The 16,536-nt window shown below is 67.9% G+C and carries 14 protein-coding genes; 11 read left to right on the top strand and 3 right to left on the bottom strand.

Annotation, left to right across the window (positions count from 1 at the left end; all coding sequences use genetic code 11):
- Positions 1 to 7 precede the first annotated feature (7 nt).
- Positions 8 to 1,135, bottom strand: coding sequence for a DEAD/DEAH box helicase family protein (locus ACTMTU_RS34780; RefSeq protein ID WP_441267423.1), 1,128 nt, complete (start codon positions 1,133 to 1,135; stop codon positions 8 to 10).
- Positions 1,136 to 1,309: 174 nt separating this feature from the next.
- Between ACTMTU_RS34780 and ACTMTU_RS34775 the strand changes: the two genes are divergently transcribed.
- The 6 genes from ACTMTU_RS34775 (at position 1,310) to ACTMTU_RS34750 (ending at position 9,077) form a co-directional block, all read left to right on the top strand.
- Positions 1,310 to 2,347, top strand: a complete 1,038-nt coding sequence (locus tag ACTMTU_RS34775) for a TniQ family protein (RefSeq protein ID WP_441267422.1) — start codon at positions 1,310 to 1,312, stop codon at positions 2,345 to 2,347.
- Positions 2,348 to 3,323: 976 nt separating this feature from the next.
- Positions 3,324 to 4,037, top strand: coding sequence for a TnsA-like heteromeric transposase endonuclease subunit (locus ACTMTU_RS34770; protein ID WP_441267421.1), 714 nt, complete (start codon positions 3,324 to 3,326; stop codon positions 4,035 to 4,037).
- Positions 4,038 to 4,093: 56 nt separating this feature from the next.
- Positions 4,094 to 6,340, top strand: coding sequence for a transposase (locus ACTMTU_RS34765; RefSeq protein ID WP_441267420.1), 2,247 nt, complete (start codon positions 4,094 to 4,096; stop codon positions 6,338 to 6,340).
- Positions 6,337 to 7,455: an ATP-binding protein gene (locus ACTMTU_RS34760; RefSeq protein WP_441267419.1), complete on the top strand. Its 1,119-nt coding sequence runs from the start codon at positions 6,337 to 6,339 to the stop codon at positions 7,453 to 7,455. Before ACTMTU_RS34765 ends, ACTMTU_RS34760 begins: the two co-directional genes overlap by 4 nt.
- 398 nt (positions 7,456 to 7,853) lie before the next feature.
- Positions 7,854 to 8,687, top strand: coding sequence for a GAF domain-containing protein (locus ACTMTU_RS34755; RefSeq protein WP_441267418.1), 834 nt, complete (start codon positions 7,854 to 7,856; stop codon positions 8,685 to 8,687).
- A 66-nt stretch (positions 8,688 to 8,753) separates the two neighbouring features.
- Complete coding sequence (locus tag ACTMTU_RS34750; protein ID WP_441267417.1) at positions 8,754 to 9,077, top strand: hypothetical protein; 324 nt, start codon at positions 8,754 to 8,756, stop codon at positions 9,075 to 9,077.
- A gap of 249 nt (positions 9,078 to 9,326) precedes the next feature.
- Here the strand turns inward: ACTMTU_RS34750 and ACTMTU_RS34745 are convergent, their stop codons facing one another.
- A complete protein-coding gene (locus ACTMTU_RS34745) occupies positions 9,327 to 10,640 on the bottom strand; it encodes a hypothetical protein (RefSeq protein ID WP_441267416.1) in 1,314 nt (437 codons plus the stop codon).
- 633 nt (positions 10,641 to 11,273) lie between these two features.
- On the opposite strand from ACTMTU_RS34745, the gene ACTMTU_RS34740 reads away from it, so the two are divergent.
- From ACTMTU_RS34740 to ACTMTU_RS34720, 5 genes are all read left to right on the top strand, one after another.
- The gene (locus tag ACTMTU_RS34740) at positions 11,274 to 11,756 is read left to right on the top strand and encodes a hypothetical protein (protein ID WP_441267415.1); all 483 of its coding nucleotides are present in this window, start codon (positions 11,274 to 11,276) and stop codon (positions 11,754 to 11,756) included.
- Complete coding sequence (locus ACTMTU_RS34735; protein ID WP_441267414.1) at positions 11,753 to 12,196, top strand: helix-turn-helix domain-containing protein; 444 nt, start codon at positions 11,753 to 11,755, stop codon at positions 12,194 to 12,196. Before ACTMTU_RS34740 ends, ACTMTU_RS34735 begins: the two co-directional genes overlap by 4 nt.
- 481 nt (positions 12,197 to 12,677) lie before the next feature.
- Complete coding sequence (locus ACTMTU_RS34730; protein WP_441267413.1) at positions 12,678 to 12,902, top strand: hypothetical protein; 225 nt, start codon at positions 12,678 to 12,680, stop codon at positions 12,900 to 12,902.
- A 126-nt stretch (positions 12,903 to 13,028) separates the two neighbouring features.
- Positions 13,029 to 13,928, top strand: a complete 900-nt coding sequence (locus ACTMTU_RS34725) for a DUF3800 domain-containing protein (protein ID WP_441267412.1) — start codon at positions 13,029 to 13,031, stop codon at positions 13,926 to 13,928.
- A gap of 5 nt (positions 13,929 to 13,933) precedes the next feature.
- A complete protein-coding gene (locus ACTMTU_RS34720) occupies positions 13,934 to 15,631 on the top strand; it encodes a hypothetical protein (RefSeq protein WP_441267411.1) in 1,698 nt (565 codons plus the stop codon).
- A 222-nt stretch (positions 15,632 to 15,853) separates the two neighbouring features.
- On the opposite strand, the gene ACTMTU_RS34715 is transcribed toward ACTMTU_RS34720, so the two are convergent.
- Positions 15,854 to 15,994 (bottom strand): hypothetical protein, encoded by a 141-nt coding sequence (locus tag ACTMTU_RS34715; RefSeq protein ID WP_441267410.1) that lies wholly within the window; start codon positions 15,992 to 15,994, stop codon positions 15,854 to 15,856.
- Positions 15,995 to 16,536 lie beyond the last annotated feature (542 nt).

Below are 16,536 nucleotides of genomic sequence, written 5' to 3'. Positions count from 1 at the left end.
ACCACCTCTAGATAATGTCGACGCCTTCCGCGTAGCAGCGGCAGTTGGTCAGCACTGCCCGTCGCGGTGGTGCGCCTGCGGGCTGGGTGTGCAGGGGTGTGGTGATGAAGCCTTCGGCGGCCTGGTGGCGTTCGAAGGGGCTCTGGCGGGAGTTGACCGTGGCGACCTTGAGGGGTGCCTGGGCCTCGGGCGGCATGAGGGCTGCGGTCTCGTGCAGGGTTTCGGCGAAGGTGGTGGCGGCTGCGACGAGGGAGTGGAAGCTCAGGGTGCGCCTGAGGTCGTAGCGGTGCTGGGCGCGCAGCAGTGCCACTTGGGCGGCGGCGACGCGGAGCCCTTCCGTGGTCTGTGTACTGGTGGTGTGGCGGTTGAGGATGCGGCGCAGGTCTTCGTCGGTGATCTCTACGGCGACGATCTCGTAGTCGGCCAGCAGGCCTTGGTCGATCGCTTCGGCGAGGGAGATGCGGTAGACGACGGGGCCGTACAGGCTCAGGTCGTCCATGGAGGCGATCTCGCACTCGGGCGCCCGGCGGCGGCCGCTGTTCACCGCTTCGTGGTCGAAGACGCGGGGGGTGGCGGTCATGTAGAGGCGATGGTGGGCGGGGAGGGCGTCGTTGCCGTGGATCATCGCCCAGGCCTTGGAGGCTTTGCCGGCGGAGCGGTGGGCCTCGTCGGAGATGAGCACGTCCCACCGCGGCAGATGGAGGTAGCGGTGAGCGGTCTCGATCTTTTTCAGAGAGTCGTAGGTGCTGAACACATTCACCGGGCCGTCGGCGCTCGCGGCCTGAGCGGCGAGTTCTTCTTCGCTGTTGACCACGGTGAGGATGCCGCGCAGGGCGGGGTTCTCGGGCTCGGGGAGTGAGCAGACGCCGAGGTAGCGGCCGCGGCGGCCCTCGCGGTGCCAGACGGCTGCGGTCTGCTCGAGCAGTTTCCGCGTCGGCACGACCACCAGGGCCCTGCCGTGCGGGGCTGTTTCCTGGACGGTGTTGAGGCCGACGAGGGTCTTGCCGGTTCCGGTGGCCATGATGACCGTGACGCGGGGTGTGCCGTCGGCGAAGCTGGTCACGCAGGAGTCTTTGGCGATCTCTTGGTGTCCACGCAGCGGGGTCTTCAGACCGTTGGCGGTCAGCGTGGCCACGATCCCCTCCTGGATGGATGGTCTGTGCGGTTGCCCTTGATCACAGGGTGGAAGGGCACGTCAGGGCGGTGCGGCGGGCTCTGTGGGGGTTCACCTGAACGAGTGCTGGCGCTCTTGACTGGCCGCTTCGGGGCTGGCGAGGGTGCCGTGATGCCATCCGGTGGAGGAGGGTCGGTGCTGGACGGTCCTGGTGTGTACGGCCCGCGCTGGCCGCTGCCGCTGTCGGCGCGGCATCTTGTCGGTGAGTCGACGGGCTCGTTCGTGAACCGGCTTGCCCACCGCAACGGGCTCGAGCTCCACGAGTTCCTCGACCGGGTCGGCCAGGGGAAGGCCTCGGCGGATCCTGGGCGAGTCGACAAGTACCCGCAGTACACCGAGATGTATGTGAACGCTGCAGGCCTGCGCCATCTGGCTGTTCTGACGGACCAGCCGGAGGCGGTCTTGCGGCGGGCGCTGCCGAGTCTCGCCGAGCGGCACCTGCTGCCCGGTACGGGCGGGGCCGTGTGGAAGTGGCCGTGGGAGCCGTTCGAAGGGCATCTCGTGCGCTGCTGCGCCCTGTGTGCCCAGGCCCGCGGGGTGGACGAGCCGGTGTGGCTGATGTCGCCGGACAGTTGGCGGGTGTGCCCGCGTCACCTTCGGTGGACGGATGACTCCCGCAGCGAAGAGCCCGCCTTCATAGAGCTGGCAGAGATGCCGGAGACGGTCCGGGCGCACCGGCAACGGCAGCACTTGGGGCGGTGGTTCGGGCCCGCGGGTGAAGAGCTGTTCGCCGACGCCTTCCAGGTCGCCGTGCACTGGTGGACGAGCATGCCGGACACGACGCGCTGGGTGCAGCGGGCGTGGTCGGCAGGGCTGGGGGCCCGGGCGATGCGAGCCGCGCCCTTGGTGATCTACCCCGAAGCGGCCGAACTCGCGCAGAGCATGCTGCGGTTCGAACAGGCCGGGAAACGTGACCGTGCGGGGCGGGCAGGGTGGCTGGCGAGCCTGCAGCCTCTGATGGACGGCTGGGAGGTCGACTTCGGGCAGGGGAAGGAACCTTTGCTGCAGTGGCTGGAGTTCCACAGCCGGGCGGTGCCCGCCCCGGTCCGCTCCCCCGGCCGTCGCCGGCTGGTGCTGGCCCTGGGGCACAACCGCATCGCCGCCCGGACCGGTTCGCTGGACAAACGGTCCTGTCTGCCGTGGCAGTTGGGCATGGCCGCCGCGGAACTGTAGGTCCGGTCCTTTGCCTCCTCTGGCCAGCGGCTTGTGCCCCCGCCGGTTCGTGTTCTCACATCTTCTTGTGTCGGCGGTAGGCGGCCTGGCGGCAGCGGTCGGAGCAGTACTGCCGCGGTCTTCCCAGACAGCTCCCCTGCAGGGATCCGGTTCGCTGCGGAAGGGGAAGATCGCACTGCTGGCATCGAGCAATGCTGTTCTCGCCGGTGAGACTGCACTCGGCCAACAGCCGGCGCAGCCGTGGGGAGATGGGCGTGCCCCGTCCATCTCCCCACGCAGCCTCTCCAGCAGTCTGTGGCCTTCCCCTTCCTGCTGGCCCCAGTAAGCGGGGCGGTAGCGCCGGAAGAAGTTCTGCCGTATGCGGAAGACGTCGAACGGGGCCCCACCTGGTGACTGACTCGGCCAGTGCAGCGTTCTACCTCTTCGACGCCGACCCAGCCCCTGCGGTCACTGTCGAACAGCCGCCACTCCCCTTCCGCACACCTACGCCACCCCGACTTCGACACAGCTGGCGGAACTCCCGAACTCACTCGATCACCCCTGGGGTGGCCGTGCTCCGGCCAACGGGCTCCTCGTCTTTCACACGTGACTGCGGGACGTCCTGGAGACGAACGCCCAGCAGTTACACCAGCTATGAAGCTGGAGCGGGATCAGGCAATGGCGGCCGTCCAGACCAGCATGGAGACCTGCATGCACTACCCAGCCAGATACCGCGCTCGGACCGCTCGACGGAAACTCCGCTACAGCCCCAACCAAGGGCATCGGTGTGGCCACCCCTTCTTGCCAGACCCCCGCCACGTGCGGCGCCGTCAACGCGCTCGCCCCGGCCTGGCGGCGCTTGGCCCGCTCTACCTGGCGCAGCAGCAGGACACGGTCTGTCAAGTGGGCACTCTCTCGATCTGGTGAACCCCAGCGGTCGGCCGACGCACCTTGCAGGTGCGCCGTCACGCTGGAGGGACCCGGGTAGGAGGTGCTGGTGAGAGATGTGGTGGCGTGGTATCGCGATCCGCAGGGCGGGTTGACCCGTGTGAGGCCGGACGCGCTGGCCAGCGTGGCGTTGGAGGCGTGCGCGCCGCCGACGGATCCCGTGGCCTATCACGGCCGTCAGGGCATCATCACCGCTTGGCCGGCCTCGTCGCGGTCGAAGGTCGTGTGCGGGTCACTGCGCCGGCTGCGGGTGGCGATGGAACTGGACTTCGACCCCGAGGTCGAGAGGTTCAGCGGGGAACCGGTGGAACTGCACTGGCAATCGGGCCTGACCAAGCACCGGTGGCGCCCTGACTTCGCGGTGCGGATGCGGGACGGTTCGCGGCGTGTGGTGGTGGTGCGGCCGCCGCGCAGGATGGGACCGCAGTGGCAAGAGCGCGTCGCAGCGCTGGACGAGGTCGCGCAGGCGGCGGGCTGGGAGGCAGAGCTGCGGTCGGTGCCACGCGGCGTGCGGCTGGCCAACCTCATGTGGCTGGCGGACTACCGCTTTCCCGGACGGGTGGATCCGGCGGAGGAGCAGGCCGTGATGTCGGCCTTTCGCCGTCGGCGGGCCCTGGGTGAGGGTGTGGCGGCCTGTGGGGTGCCACGGCTGTTGGCGCTGGATCTGGTGTACCGGCTGATCTGGCAGAGGCGTCTGCTCTTCGCCTGGGACCGGCCGCTGCTGCTGACGGCACCGGTGTGGGCTGCCGGGCAGGCCTCATGACTCGGAGGAAGCTGTCTGGGCGGTTCGAAAGCGACCGGGTCAGGCTCGCAGACCGGGTGCGCTGGGACGGGGCCGAGTACCGGGTGACCGCGTTTGCCGGGCCCTACGTGACGCTGCAGCCGCTGGACGGGCCCGGCTTTGCGTTGAACACCTTGTACGCGGAGATGGCGGGTGCACCGGACTTTGCCGTCCTCAATGAGGAAGGCACCCCTACAGAGCGCAAGGGGCTGCCTCCGCTGGGGACGCTGCTGCTGGCCGCCAGCAAGGAGGACCGCAAGCAGGCGCTGGTGTGGCACCGGCACATGAAGGAGGTCGACACCGGGTTGCGCCCAGGACGCCGATTTCCGCGGCCTGGCTACGACCCGGACAGTACGACGGTGGAGCAGCGGCTGAAGGCCAAGGCGGCCGAGCTGGACGAGCTGGGCATCTGCATCAGTTGGCGCACGCTGGAGGACAAGCGGCGCAAGTGGAAGACGGCCAACGAGAACCCGCTGGTGCTCATCGTCGATGGGCGCAGGGGCAGGAAGCGCAAGCCGGGAGGGAACACCGATGCACGTTTGATCGAGGCCATGCACGAGGTGACCGACAAGCTGGCCCGGGAGTCCGGGGGGCGGATCGGGCGGGCACTCGACGACGTCGAGGACCTGATCCGCAAGCGGTACGCGAAGGAGCTGGCCGATCCTGAGGAAGAGAAGCGGCTGCTGCTGCCGCGGTCCACGTTCTACAAGCGGATGGACGAGCTGGGCCTGTCCGAGATCCTGCGCGGGACGACCCGGCAGCGCACATCGCGGGCGAGCAAGCCGCGCAAGCCGTATACGCCGTCGGCCGCGTTGAAGCCGGGTGAGCTGACGCAGATCGACACCACGCCACTGCGGATCAAGGCCCTCGGCGACGACGGGGAGGTCGTGTCGGCCGAGCTGACCACCCTGATCGACGTCGCATGTCGCAGCGTCCCCGCGCTGATGATCGTTCCCGCGGTCACCGGCGACGGGCCGCCCGGCCGGCGGATCGGCGGCCGCGCCACCCGGGCTTTCGATCTCATCCTCACGCTCGCCCAGTGCTTCGCCCCGATGCCGACCCAGCCCGGCTGGGATGCACTGACGGCGGCGTCGGCATCCGCACTGCCGTTCAGCGAACTGAGCGCGGCCGACCCCCGCTTCACCGAAGCGACCGCAGCGCGGCCGGTCATCCACCCGAGCACCATCATCGTCGACCAGGGCAGCCCCTACCTCAGCCAGCATTTCGAGGACGTGTGCGACTTTCTCGGCATCGCCCTCCGGTACGCGCGCAAAGGCCAGCCCACCGACAAGCCCATCGTCGAACGGTTCTTCCCCACCCTCGCCGACAGCTTCAGCCAGTACGTGGCGGGCTGGACCGGCCGCAGCCACGACGTGCGCGGCCGCAGCATCGAGCGACGGCCGCTGTGGACCATCAACGAGCTGCAGCACATGGCCAACGAGTGGGTGGCGCTGGAGTACCAGCAGATGCCGCACGACGCTCTGACGCATCCGGAGCTGCCCGGGGTGCGGCTGTCCCCGAACGAGATGTACGCGGCGCTGGTCTCCCGCTCCGGCTACCGGCCCCGTCCCCTGACCCCTGCGGACAACCGCCAACTCCTGGTGCCGGCCTGGGTGACGATCACCGACAAAGGCTTCGACATCGACAACCGCACCTACCAGAACCGGCAGCACAGGCTGCGGCTGATGGAGGGAATGCCCTCCGGGCTGGCCGGGCCGGGAACAGGCAACCGGTGGGAGGCCCGATACAACCCCTACCGGCCCGAGGTCGCCTGGCTGTACGACCACCGCGGCCGCGGCGAGTGGATCGAGGCCGACTTCGTCCACCGCCATCTGCTCACCAACCCCTGGACCGTGGACCACTGGGACGAGGCCACCGCACACGTCCTGGCCGGCGGCGGGCGCAAGGAGCACCAGCGCAAGATCGCGCTTGCGATGAAGGAACGGCGTCGGCGTACCCGTACCGCTCCCCCACGCTCATCCCGCACGGCGCCGGTCCTTGCCTTCCAGGGACCGGAGCTGGAGGTCGAGGAGCCGCAACGCGACCGGTATGCCGGCATCGGCGACATCGACCTCGATGCCATCACGCCCTACGCCTCGCAACCCGTACCGGCGGGCTGCGTGCCCGAGCCGGTGGGGACTGCCGTGCCGAGTCCCCGTGAGAGCGGCCTTGCCGGCCTGTTCAGCGACACGGCGGATTCCGACCGGGCCATCGAGGAGGAACAGATCGGCGCCGTCGCCATCCAACTGCCCAGCGACGTCGATGCGGATGAAGGAGAGATGTGAAAGCGACAGTTGCCCTCAGGAGCAAGCGTGAGGAGCGGGCACTGCAGCGGGCGCAGATGGCGCCGATGCGCCCGGAGTGGATCTACAGCCGGAAAGGATGGAACCAGTACGTGCGGGAAGACGTTCTGCCGCCCGATCTCAGCGCCTGCCCCGTGCGCAAGTCGGCGGACCGCAGGAACGACTCCCGCCTCGGCTACCACGGTCATCTGCAGTTGGTGCAGACCGAAGCCGTCGACGTCGGCGTGCTGGATGCCTTCGGCGCCGTTGTCGTGAACGGTCACCGGCGTGGCGGTCTCCTCGACCGGATCCTCGACGGACCGGGAGGGACGGGGAAGTCACTGCTGCTGCGGGCCATCGGCCGGGCTGTGCAGCGCGACATCGAGGACCGGGCCGCAGACATGTCCACCCAGATCCCCGTGGTGCACATCCTCGCGCCGGCGGACACCGACAGCAAGATCAACTGGATCTGGGAGATCGCCTGCTTCCTCGGACTCAACCCAGAGCCGCTCAACGAGAACGAGCTCTTGGCGCTGAGGAAGTACCCGGACCTCTCCTTACCCGTCAACTACGTGCTGGAGACCGCGCTGACCCGCCTTCTGCTCGTCGACGACATCCAGCGCGTCGCCCCCGAACAGCTCGCCCCGGTCCTGCACTACTTCGACTACCTGCGCAACCGGCTCGGCATCACCACCGTCTTCTGCGGCACCGGCGCCGGGGACATCGTGCACGAAGCACGCTCGATCGCCGACCGGTACTCCGTGGTGGCTCAACAACGCGATGCACGCTTCGAATCACGCTGGGGCAAGGACACCGCGAAGGAGGACCCGGTGCGCAGCCTCCTGCCCGTCACCTGGCTCGACGCGATCCCCTTCCACGCGCAGGACAAGGACGCCTGGCTCCAGGTCCTGGCCGGGTACGAGAAGGACCTGCGCCTGCACAACCTGAGCGAGCACGCCCTGACCAAGCACCACCAGCATCTCCACGACCGTACGGGAGGCTACTTCCTTCACCTGTCCCAGCTGATCTGCCAAGCCGCCACCCGCGCGATCCTGACCGGCACCGAAGACATCACTCTCACCGAACTCGACGCCGTCTCCATCGGCCGCGGACACTGACCCGGCCAGGCCCGGCCGTCCCCTCACTCTTACGGCTTCCTGCACCCGCCGCGCGCTGCCCCAACCTGGCCCCACCGTGAGGTGCGGCCAAGCCGGGTGGGCTGGCACCGCCGCATTGCGGGGCGGCAGCAAGCTGCTGAAGCTCAGCTCTCCCCGGGGATTGCGGTCTTGCGCCAGCAGGCAGCATCACCCGCCCACTTCGGTGCGCGGCATGGGACGGTTTGGCGCTCTCACCGGTCAGGAGGGGCCGGCTCCAGGCGCATACAGGGCGCTGCTGCTGGCGGCGTCGCGGAGTCCGACGCCTGCCCGCATTACTGATTCACTGAGATCGTCAACTCCGGGCGCTCCGTACGGGAAGTGTGGGATTCTACGGGTGCAAGCCCTAGACGATCGCGGAGTTGCACGCACGGATGAAGCAATGGCTGGCCGAACGGGGCATTCACTACCTGTTCCTCCTCTTCTCCGCGGTCCTGGGTGTTGCCGTTGCCGTCGTCTCCGTGTGGGCAGATGGGACCCAGGGGGCCGACAAGAGACTCTGGGCTCTCATAGCCGGTGTCTCCGCCTTCGGCGTCGTCCTGATCACTCACTTCGAGAAACGGCTGGTGGAGAAGGGCAAGAAGCGGGCCGAGGATCGCGCCATCCGCGCGGAGGCTGACATGACGAAGCTGTACTCGACGACGCTTCGCCCCCTGAGCGACACAGTAAAAGCCCTGACCGCGCTCTACGCGACCGCGGCCCCGCTGCCGTCCTCCGTGCCCGCGCAGATGGTCTCCGACCTTCAGCAGAAGCGTAAGGAAGTCCTCGATCGCGTCCTGGCCGGCGCGGTCTCCCTCACCGCTCCACCGATAGGGCCGGCCTTCATCCCGCGAGCCCGGTGCAGCTTCTACCTGTATGACGCCGCCACGGGCGGTTTCACGCTGGAGGGCACCTTTCCCGGGCACCGGCCCCCCAGGACCGTCATCGACCCGGTCGGCGCAGCGCACATGAAGAACGCAATCCTCGGAGGAGGCGGCAAGACCTTCAGGATCGACGGCGACCAGGAGAAGCACTCCTATCTGATCCCCGTCGGCACTGGATACGAAGCGGTGATCGCCGTCCCCGTCATCCACGGGACCGAGGAAATAGGCATACTCTCCGTCGACGCACCCAACTTCTCGGACTTCATCGATCCGCATGTCACGCTCATGGAATCACTGGCCAACGTACTCGCGGCTTCCTACGCATTGAGATAGAGGAGGCTTTCGATGGCACGGTGGAACCGCCGGCGTCGTCCGCGCAGACGATCCGGCGAACCTCACATGCCCGAGTACATGGAGGGCGTCAGCGCCGAGGACTGGCGGCTGATGGTGGAGCACGAGTACGCGCACCGTGCCGCCCTCGACGAGGCGCGCCGCAATGTGGAGGCCGAGCTGGCACGGCCACAAGAGCGGAACCTGTCGAACCTGAGCATCACCGTCGTCGCGTCGATCGTGTTCGGCATCATCGCCGTCGCCCTGTTCACCATCGGGTTCGGTTGGTGGAGTCTCCTGCCGGTGGCTCTGCTGGTACCGGCGCTCGTCCTGGCCCTCCACTTCACACGACAAGTGCTCGGCCCGGAGCCCGAGGGCCGTGGCCCAGGGTGACGGTCGGCCGCACCCATATGCTCGCCTGTGACGATCCCCGAAACCCCTTCCGCCATGGCCTAGTTGCCACTCCCCCGTCACCCGGATCACCAGTGTCGGCCGTACATTCGGGCTCAGTGCGGGGCAGCGCGCGGCGGCTGGCTGCCTTCGGCTGAGACACTGGACGCCCTACGACGAACGGCATGAGTCACGGCGGTCGGCGTTCTCGTCGGCACCGATGCTGCAGCACGCGCAGCCTCACCGACCGGGTCAGGCCCATGCCCTGTGTTCGTCCATGAAGTACGGCCACGGCTGCCAGCCGGCTGTGCCCTTGCGCAGCAGCTGGTCCATGCCGCTAGCCCAGGTCTGCAGGTCGGTCAGCTCCAGCAGAATCCGCTCGAGCTCCGCCCTGGCCATCAGTACGCGGCGGCCGTGGCCCTGAATCGCCACGACGGGCTGAGCCGGCTTCAGGTCGGCGCCGTCCGGCAGGACCCAGTGGGCGTCCAGACCGGCCTTGCGGAGTTCTTCGATGAAGTTGTCGGACGAGAGCGTCACGCTGAAGACCAGGACGTCGGCGATGAGGCCCGCGCACTGCGCGGGCTGGAGCGGGTAGATGCCCCACGGCGGGGCGAGGGTGTTGCGCGCCGCGCTGTCTCCGCTGCTGAAGCAGATGCGCTCCCCGGTGAGCCGGGTGCGGCGCAGCAGTGCCGCGTACGCCGAGTGGAACTGACGGGTTGCTTCCTGCAGTCCCCACCTGTTGCCCGCCGCTGCGATGTCCAGAGCGAGAAGACCGCGCTGCCCAGGCACGCGCATCGTCTTCAGTCCCTCGCGGTGGGCTCGGGCGAACGCGTCGCCGAGGGCGGACAGGTGGGTGGCGTACGGCACGCCCGTTTCGACGAGGCAAGCCTTGTCCGGCCCGGGCAGCGGCCCGCCCACGTACAGGGCTTCGGCCGCCATCCGGGTCCGCGTGAGCTGGGTACTCTCACGCCGCTTAGGGTTCGTCTTCAGCTCGTAGAGGTAGATGTCCTGTGCGCCGTCCGCGTGCCGGTCGTGGAACACGGTCACGTCGCCGATGCGCAGGCAGTCGGTGAGGTCGTGCAGCAACGCGAAGTGCCGGTGCTCGCTCCATTGCTCCTCCGCAAACTGGATCTCGTGGACCGTGCCTTCCTTGCTCAGTGTCATCGGTCCCGGCGATTCGTTGCGGCGCAGGGTCAGTATGTAGCGGCGGTCGTACCGGAAGGCGCGCCAGGCCAAAGCGTCCCCAACCGAGCGCAGCTGCCGGCCCACGCGCTCCAGGACGTCGTACTCCAGCCGCCAGTCGTCGATGTCGTGGGGATCACCGACGACCAGGTCGGGGGCGTCAGCGGGGAGCCTTTGTCCCTTTCGGAGCCGCTTGATCACCCGGGAACGCTCCGCCCGTGCCTGGTTCGCCGCGAGCGCGGCGAGGAGGAGGTCGCGCTGGAAGGCCACGAAGTCCTCGGAATCGTGGCACTGGCACAGGTCCTGGATGAAACCGACCAGCCGCTCACCGTTCTCCCGATGGAAGGGGTGCTTGACCAGTACATCGAGCCGGTCAGTGGTCATATCGGTCAACAATGGAGGCACGAGGACATTCTTTCGGGTAGGAAGCCTCTCCTCCAGTGAATTCAGCAGGCCTCCGATCCCGGGTGACGAGCGCGCAGCCGAGAAAGACCAGCTCCGGCCTCCGCCGCGTCCGTCACGGGAACCGGGGCCTGTTTCGTGACGTGGCGCGCCGCAACGGGTGGGGGCAGGCAGTGCCGCATCAAAGTGGGCGAAGTAGAGCGCGGAGGCCGGGCTGTGCACGGGGCGGGCCTGACGGTGTACTCGCGCTGCTCGATGACGGTGATCAGGCGGGCCCAGGGGGCGGCACCGGTCGCCGGTCAACGGGCCTGTTCGGCGGGTGGCTTGGCAGTGCCTTGGGACTCTCACGATAGACACGGGAATCTCATTGATCTACGGGATTGCAGGTCACACGGCATCAAATCTTTACCCAGAGCAACACTCAGCGAAGTAGTACCTGATGACAGCCACGTTCTCGAAGCAGGATCCTCATCTCACTCAATCTATGGGATTGCGGGACAGAGCCCCCAGCGTTCGCAGTTCAAAGCCGAGAATCCACACCGGAAGCTCACCCTGGGCGCCGAACGGTCGCAGCTCGAGTTCTACGGGACGCCACAGGCGCCGAACGCCTTTTCGATGGACTCGCTGGAGTTCTTCCTCGTCATCTCGCAGTTCTTCCGCGAGGCGCTGCCGCTGCGGATGATCCTGCTGCTGATCGCCTGCCAGCGGGCCGGCGGCCGGATCCACCTGACGCAGGAGGAGATGGCGACCGTCCTGGACGTGGCGCGGCCCAAGGTCACCGAAGCGCTCGGCGAGATCATGCACCACGGCATCGTCTTCAAGGTCAAGCGCGGGGTCTACCAGTTCAACCCGCCCTACAGCTACCGGGTCGCCGAGTACATCCCCGGCACCGAGACCACCCCGGCCGAATACACCAAGGTCGAGCAGCACAAGACCATCAACACCATCCGCAACGACCAGTCCCTGCCCGAGCTGGTGCGCTACCCCTCGCTGGAGAAAATGCGCGAGGAGATCGCTAAGCTGCGATCCGAACGGGCAGCAGAACGAGCCCAGCGTCGCCGCGCACGTGCACAGCGACAGGAGAAGGGGACCTCATGAGCCTGCAGTTCGCCGCGGTCAACGCCGAAGGCATCGTCGCCGACCTCGACCTCCTGCCGGCCGCCTACCGGGTCCTGCTCAAGCTCCGCGCCCACAGCCAGCCCGGCGGCCGGATCGACATCGACCAAGGCACCATCGCCCAGATGCTCGGCCTCAGCCGCCCCGCCGTGAACGCCGCCCTGCGCGACCTCGACCTCGCCCAGCTGGTGAAGAAGGAACGGCCCGGGGTCTACCAGATCAACCCCATGCTCGCCGCCTACCACTCCCCCGAAGACGCCGTCGCCGCCGTCAAGGCCATGCCGGCCGAGCAACGCCTCAACCACCCCGACTTCGTCGACAACTACCGCCAGGCCCTCGCCGACTACCAGGACCAGCTCGCCCAAAAACGCCGCCACAAGGACGACCTCAAGCGGCGCGAGATCCTCAAAGCCGTCTCCTGATAGGCCGGGAGCCGGCGCCGGGAGCTCTGGTGCGGCGGGACGATGCGGGCCATGGGGCTATGACATGTCGAAGCGGGGGCAAGCGTGAAGCCGAGGTCGTTACTGGCAGGTGCCGCGATAGCCGTGTGCGGCCTCCTGGCCGCCGGATGCACCGCGAGCACGGACAGCAAGGACGCCGCGTCCCCTGCGAAGAACACGCCCGCTCCCTCCCCCTCGACCATCGCGCTGCACCTGAAGCAGGTGGGCGGCGGCCCTGCCCGGCCCCGGTGACGTCCCCGCCGGCTGGCAGCCCAGCGGCAAGCCACGGCGAGAGAGCTCAGGCGACGACGGACGGATCGCCTACGCCACCGCCGGCTTCCAGGCACCAGACCTCGACGGAGCCGTCGGCTTCACCATCACCTCCTACACCACCACCGCCGACGCGATCGCCCGCTTCACCGTCCTCAAGAGCCAGTACGGCAACACCGTCAACCCCATCACCATGACCGGCACCCAGCAGGCCTTCGCCGCAAAAGGCTGCATCACGGAGAACTTCTGCAGCGGCACCATCGCCGCCCGCACCGGACAAGCAGTCGTCACCGTCAACATCAACACCCGCGACGACCACGCACCCGACCCACGCATGCTCAACACAGCCGCCCGCATGCAGATCGAACGCGTCCGACAAGCCCAGCAAGGCCACACCCCCACCGCCAAAGCCACGTGACGGCCTGACCGCCCCGGGCGGGCGGCCAGGCAATTGGCTCACTAGATCTCCTTCAAAGACGAAGATGCCGCCGCTGCAGCGCCCGGCACCTGGAACGCAGGGAACGAACGAACAGGGGGTAGGACCATGCACTTCGCGTTCATGGACGACAGCGCACGGGCGGCCAAGGACGTTCCGCGGCGGGGTCTCGGGCCACTCCATGCCTACGGCGCAGTGATCTTTCCGCAGAACGCGGTGCAGCCGTACCGCGAGCACCTCGCGCAGCTTCGGAGAGATCTGAAGATCCCCGTGGGTACGGAGTTCAAGTGGTCGCCCGACGGCGGGCCGCTGCACAAAAAGTGGAACGACGTCCATATCGCCCGTGTACGCATGCTTGAGGACGCCGCGGCCCTCGGTGTCCGTGCCTGCGTGGTCGTCTGCGCGCCAGAGCTGATGTCCGGGTGGACCGAAGAGCAGCTCAAGAGCGAGATGCTCGAGTACCTCTACGAGCGGGTCACGTACGCCTTCGGTGAGGAGCAGGGAGTCCTGATAGCCGACCAGCCGGGTGGTGGGCGCGGGGACGAGACCCGCTGGCTCTCCGATGCCCTCGCACTCGACACCGACGGCACGCAGTACGTGAAGCCTGAGAACAAGCAGATCCTGTTGCCCATCGTCACCACACGGTCCGACCACGTCGACCACCTGCAGCTGGCCGACCTCGTTGTGGCGGCTACCACGGCGCTGATCGCCGGCGCTTCGGCTGGAGACCGATACCGCGACCTCATCCGCGCAGTGCTGGTGAAGAATTCCCGGAACCATGTCGGCGGACAGGGCCTGAAGTTCATACCCAGCGTCGTACGTAATCCCCGCGCGCTGATGAACCTCGCCCACTGGGTCTTCGGCGACGACGGCTACGTGATCCCCGGGACTGGCGCCTCGCTGGAGCCCGACCTGCCCTGGGGCAACTGGCTCTACAGCAGCGGCGACGGCCTGGGTACACCCGCACCGTCCCCGGCCGGCGCCCTTCCCGCAGCAGCCGAGGTGTGAGAACCATGGCGATCGAGTGGGAACGGATCGGGCAGCCGCAGTTCGACCGCATCATCGAGGCTCTCGTCCATCGTCTGTACGAGGCCACCGCCGAGGTGGCGCACCCCGTCAACGGCCGCGGAGGCGACGGCGGCATCGACTTCAACGTCCGGCAGGGCGAGCGGCTGCGGATCTTTCAGCTCAAGTACTACCCGGACAGCCTGGAAGGGCGCGGCCGTCGGGCCAGCATCAAGAAGTCCTTCAAGCGCGCCATGGAACACGAGCCGTACGAGTGGGTCCTCGTCGTCCCCTGCACGTTGACTCCCGGAGAGCGAACCTTCGTCGAGGGCCTCGCCGGAGACCAGGAGGTCAAGATCACGGTCATGGACCGTGCGGTACTGGACGACCGGCTCGCCGCCCACAGCGACATCGAGCGCAGTCTCGCCCGGACCCGCGACGATGGCGGTCTGCTGGAGTACGCGAAGATCATGAACCGGGAACGGGACATCCTCGCGGGCGGCACTGACGACCTCCGAACCCGGGTACACGACCTCGGTCGTGTCGTCGACGACCTCGACCCTCACTGGACGCTCGACTTCGCCCGGCAGGGCGCTGCCGTGATCCAGACGCTACGCGGCAAGCATCCTCGCGCCCAGGAGGTCAGCCCCATCGCCATCCGGCTCAAGAGCCGTGCGCAAGGTATCGACGCGGACCTGGCCGCAGCCATGGAACGCGTGCTCGGCTTCGGCGCCGGTGAGGACCTCGTCCTCCCACCGGAGGCGGTCGAGAGGCTCACGGTCGAAGGGCCAGAGTGGATCGCCAGGGAGTACAGCAACGTCGGCGTCATATGGCGGCGCGGGCCCCAGCAGATCACAGCAGGCACCGAGGCAGAGTTCGCGTTCCTCGCTGAAGACGCGGTGACTGCTTCCTACCGCGGCGAGCTGACCGACTTCGGCGAGGGGACCGCCGGCCGCACGCTAGCCCTCACCATCGACGGCGTGAACCTGCAGCTGATGATGCCGCACAGCCCCGGAGCCCCGAGCACCCTGAACTATTCCCTGGAGATCGCCGGAAAAGACACCGGCACGGCCCTGCGGGCCATCAGCCTTCACCGGCGACTCCTGGAAGACGGAAGGTTCCACGTCAGCGTCGCCGGACACCTCGTCTGCATCGGCAACCTCACCGAGAACACATCCGACGAGGCCTTGCGCGACCTCGCCGACCTCCGGGAACTCGTCCTCGACCTGGAGGCGGTCCAGCGCCACTGCGAGCGGTACTTCCCCGTACCGCTCGAGATCCCGGCCCGAGAGCGGATCCTTCTGCGGCTGGCACGCCGCCTCGTCGACGGCAGCAGCGTGATCAACCCGTTCGCGAAGTCCCTCAAATGCACCTTGAACGGCACCGGCGCGCCCGTCCTACGGGGCCTGCTCGGCAGCGCCGGCTTGTTCCAGGCAACCCGGCCCAACTGCCCCGTCACCATCGGCGGCCACACCCTCGACCTGGGCCCCGTCCGGATCTTTCATCCCCGGATCACCGTAGATGATGCTGCCGAGGCGCTCGCCGCCCTCGACACCGGCGACTTCGCGGGGCTCGAGCTCACCCTGCGCCCGGCCGACGGCCAGTGCTACCGCGTCATCCTCGACAGCGCCCTGGAGACCATCCCTCCAGAACAGCCTGTACCGCCGGCTCCGTACGCACTCGACGGCTACCCGGAACCGGCCTGAGCCACCGGCGACGATTCCCGTCACACTCCGGCGACAGCCCTGGACCGACCGGTACGGGCCGCTGAGGTCGGTATATGACCGAGGGGCGAGTCGCGTGGCAAGGTGGTGTTCTCGGGGAGGGCGCCCTCCCCGAGAACACCGGCACGCTCCCGTCAGCCACGACGGGAACGACCGCCGGTCCCGCGGCCGGCAACCCCTAGGTCTTGTAGGGGTTGCCGGTCATCAACAGAGCGGCTGCTCTTTGATGAACCGCGCCGTGTAGTACAGCGCGACCGGGACCTTGACCGCGATCTCGTACGACCATCGCAGCCATCTGCGCAACCGCCCAAGCGGCTGCTGCGGCACCTTCCGGTGACGCCCCATAGCGTTACCTCCCTTCCCCGAACGGGCCCCCTCGAGGAGGAGGGACATCCCGACCGGTACCGGTGCCTGGATGTCTGACGGAGGTTCAGCGCGGCGCGCCGGACGCAGTTCATCAGACCGATCTCTCTTCGCGCAACTCCGATCACTAAGCGTGACGTTGGGCGCGGAATGGTGCCCTGACCTGCGAATCAACGCACTGAGGAGTGCGTTGGAGGACATTCTTTCGCGTTCACGAATAGGCGTAAATCGACCACCCGCGACGCGCTGGCCAGCCGGGACGCGCAGCCGTCCGCTCCTGCCCCCTCTTCATTTGGGAGATGAGCAAGACACCGCAAACCGGAGGAGGCAGAACGACCAATCAACCGCTGTGAGCAGGCACTCTTACACTGAGCGGCCGTCAGCGGAGCCCTGCTGTTGGGAGATGGCGTCCACGGCCGACTAACTGCCCAACCAGCTCCCGCTGGGGGCGTAGCGGGTCGCAACCGACGTCACGCTGAGTGAGGGACCACGAGACCGTCCCCCGACGCCCACCAGGTTGCCGT

This window comes from Streptomyces sp. OZ13, assembly GCF_052068155.1.
Lineage (GTDB): Bacteria > Actinomycetota > Actinomycetes > Streptomycetales > Streptomycetaceae > Streptomyces.
The sequence above is the reverse complement of the archived record's forward strand: the minus strand, read 5'-3'. Positions and strand labels throughout refer to the sequence as shown.

What these genes read in the sequence shown, in the direction of transcription:
- ACTMTU_RS34735 (WP_441267414.1), top strand. Translation starts at nt 11,753, where the DNA reads ATGAGCCTGCAGTTCGCCGCGGTCAACGCCGAAGGCATCGTCGCCGAC.
- ACTMTU_RS34740 (WP_441267415.1), top strand. Translation starts at nt 11,274, where the DNA reads ATGGACTCGCTGGAGTTCTTCCTCGTCATCTCGCAGTTCTTCCGCGAG.
- ACTMTU_RS34715 (WP_441267410.1), bottom strand. Translation starts at nt 15,994, where the DNA reads ATGGGGCGTCACCGGAAGGTGCCGCAGCAGCCGCTTGGGCGGTTGCGC.
- ACTMTU_RS34730 (WP_441267413.1), top strand. Translation starts at nt 12,678, where the DNA reads ATGACCGGCACCCAGCAGGCCTTCGCCGCAAAAGGCTGCATCACGGAG.
- ACTMTU_RS34745 (WP_441267416.1), bottom strand. Translation starts at nt 10,640, where the DNA reads ATGACCACTGACCGGCTCGATGTACTGGTCAAGCACCCCTTCCATCGG.
- ACTMTU_RS34725 (WP_441267412.1), top strand. Translation starts at nt 13,029, where the DNA reads ATGCACTTCGCGTTCATGGACGACAGCGCACGGGCGGCCAAGGACGTT.
- ACTMTU_RS34720 (WP_441267411.1), top strand. Translation starts at nt 13,934, where the DNA reads ATGGCGATCGAGTGGGAACGGATCGGGCAGCCGCAGTTCGACCGCATC.
- ACTMTU_RS34750 (WP_441267417.1), top strand. Translation starts at nt 8,754, where the DNA reads ATGCCCGAGTACATGGAGGGCGTCAGCGCCGAGGACTGGCGGCTGATG.